This window comes from Serratia sp. HNCC26DJ206 (assembly GCF_057180605.1).
On record NZ_JBXUGP010000084.1, the window covers coordinates 1 to 2627 of the forward strand.

Annotated in this window: 3 protein-coding genes; all 3 read left to right on the top strand. The window is 56.6% G+C overall.

Annotated elements, in window-relative coordinates:
• The first annotated feature begins 86 nt into the window (after window positions 1–86).
• From tnpA to tnpC, 3 genes are read left to right on the top strand one after another with little or no spacing between them, the layout of a single operon-like run.
• A complete protein-coding gene (tnpA, locus tag AC2A1E_RS23925) occupies window positions 87–419 on the top strand; it encodes an IS66 family insertion sequence element accessory protein TnpA (RefSeq protein ID WP_074032485.1) in 333 nt (110 codons plus the stop codon).
• Window positions 406–786, top strand: coding sequence for an IS66 family insertion sequence element accessory protein TnpB (tnpB, locus tag AC2A1E_RS23930; protein ID WP_484385830.1), 381 nt, complete (start codon window positions 406–408; stop codon window positions 784–786). Before tnpA ends, tnpB begins: the two co-directional genes overlap by 14 nt.
• 42 nt (window positions 787–828) lie before the next feature.
• Window positions 829–2433, top strand: a complete 1605-nt coding sequence (gene tnpC / locus AC2A1E_RS23935) for an IS66 family transposase (protein ID WP_484385831.1) — start codon at window positions 829–831, stop codon at window positions 2431–2433.
• Window positions 2434–2627 lie beyond the last annotated feature (194 nt).

Sequence of the window (2627 nt, forward strand, 5' to 3'; positions counted from 1 at the left end):
GTGTACTTCCGGTGAACTCGTATTTTCATAATAATTTCAGCAGGTAATATCGGCACCATCCTCCACTGACACAAGGGTGTTTACCGATGCAAAAACAACGATGGTTCATTGACCAGAAAAAACAACACGTCGCCAGTTGGCGCGCCAGCGGCCTTACCCGCCGGCAGTATTGTGAGCTCAACGATATTCCTTTTACCTCCTTTCGTGAATGGCCCCAAGATGTCGCAAAAGCTCAACGACGTGCAAGCAAACCTACTGTTCTGCCCGTTCATATCGTCGAATCCGCTCCACCTTCTGAACCCTTTTCATCTGTGGCGAATGAACCCGTTACGCTATTCCTGCCCGGCGGAATACGGATGTGCTGCCATCCTTCACAACTGACCGATGTCTTCAGGGCGCTCAAGCATGCTGACGCCTGAAAATGTCTTTCTCGCCGTGAGACCCGTTGATATGCGGCGCGGGATCGACACGCTTACGCAGTACGTGCAAGATGAACTGCAGGCGTCCTGGCACGAAGGTGCCGCCTTCGTCTTCACCAACAAGGCTCGCTCCCGCATTAAAGTGCTGCGCTGGGATAAGCACGGCGTCTGGTTGTGCGTTCGTCGTCTGCACAAAGGAAACTTCCGCTGGCCCCGGGCAAATGAGGTTGCCTGGTCCCTCACGCCCGATGAGTTCAACTGGCTCGTCAGTGGTGTCGACTGGCAGCAGATGAGAGGCCACGACCTCGAAAAATGGCTCTTCCGTGGCGAGTCTGAATATGGCTCGCAGAACATGATAACCTCATGAAGAATAATGATTATCCATGTCGGGAGTGGTATAATAATCCGCATGGATATCTCCGTTCTCACCACCAGTGACATCGAACAGCTTCGCACTCTGGCACTTGCCATGGTGCAAAATGCGATGTCTGAGAATGCAGAAAAAGAAAAACTTCGTCAGCAAAATACCGGGCTTCAACAGCGTATCGAACTCCTGGAAGAAATGTTGAAACTGGCCCGCCAACAGCGCTTCGGGAAAAAAGGTGAGACCCTGGCCGGGATGCAACGCTCCCTGTTCGAAGAGGATATGGATGCCGATATCGCCGCCGCTGAAGCGCAACTGGATACATTGCTTCCCCCAGAAGAAACGTCCCCCGGCAAAAGTCCGGCACGTAAACCGCTTCCAGCACATCTTCCGCGAAAAGAGATCGTTATCGTTCCCGCGTCAACGGAAAGCTGCCCTGACCCCGAATGCCCTGGAATGCTGCACCACATCCGCGATGAAGTGAGCGAAAAGCTGGAGTACATCCCGGCCCGCATCGTGGTTAACCGGTATGTTCGCCCGCAGTACGGCTGCAACTGCTGCCAGTGTGTGGTCAGCGGTGACATGCCCGCGCACATTATCCCGAAAAGTGTGGCTGAACCGTCACTCATCGCGCAACTGGTGATAAGTAAACACTGTGACCATATGCCGCTGTATCGTCAGCAGTCGGTGCTTGCCCGGTCAGACATCAGCCTGCCCGTCAGCACGATGGCGGATATGGTCGGGCGTGCGGGCACAGTACTGACGCCACTGGCAGAGACGTTGCACCGGATGCTGCTGACACGGGATGTGGTACACGCCGATGAAACGCCCCTGCAACTCCTCGACACGAGAAAAGGGGGCAAATCCCGTGCCGGTTATCTCTGGTGCTACGTCAGTGGCGAACGAAGTGGCCCGCCAGCGGTGTGCTTCGACTGTCAACCAGGCAGAAGCAGCCAATATCCGGCGGGATACCTGAAAGACTGGGCCGGGAGTCTGGTGGTTGACGGGTACCCGGCGTATGAAACGCTGGCAAACCAGCACAATGGGATAATCCTGTCGGGGTGCTGGGCTCATGCCCGCAGAAACTTCGCGGAACTGTATAAAGCGGGTAAAGATCCGCGTGCAGCCACGGCGATAAGACAGATAGCCAGCCTGTACCGGCTGGAAAAGAAGATCCGGCACCGGCCAGTAGAAAAGGTCCGCCAGTGGCGACAGCGTTATGCGCGACCGGCACTGGAAAAGCTGTGGCACTGGCTGGAACAGCAGAAAAATGCGTGCCCGGAGAACTCTGCGCTGGGCAAAGCGATCACGTACGCGCTGAAACGTCGGGTTGCCCTCAGTCGCTTCCTGGACGATGGCGGGTTGCCGCTGGACAACAATGTCTGCGAGCGGGCGATCAAACCGGTGGTCATGGGCAGAAAATCATGGTTGTTCGCAGGTTCGGTTGCAGCAGGCGAACGCGCGGCGAAAATCATGAGTCTGCTGGAAACGGCAAAGATGAATGGCCTGGAGCCGCATGCCTGGCTGACGGATGTTCTGCGGCGTCTGCCTGGCTGGCCAGAAGCGCGTCTGGAGGAGTTGTTGCCGCTGCCGGGGTTCACCTTCGCGGGGAGCGATGCCTGCCAGTCATCCCGTGACTTCCCGCACTAAGGACTTGCGGCGCTGACACCGTAAATATCGGGAGCCCGCGTCCCACATGGCTTCAACGGCAGCGACAACGGACTCAGCCCCTGTGCCAAAGCCCCCCGACACCACACTCAGCACTTCACCACCTGACGAACGGCCTCCTGTAAACCAGATGCAGGTCTCATAAACCTGTCAATACGAGTTCACCGGAAGCACAC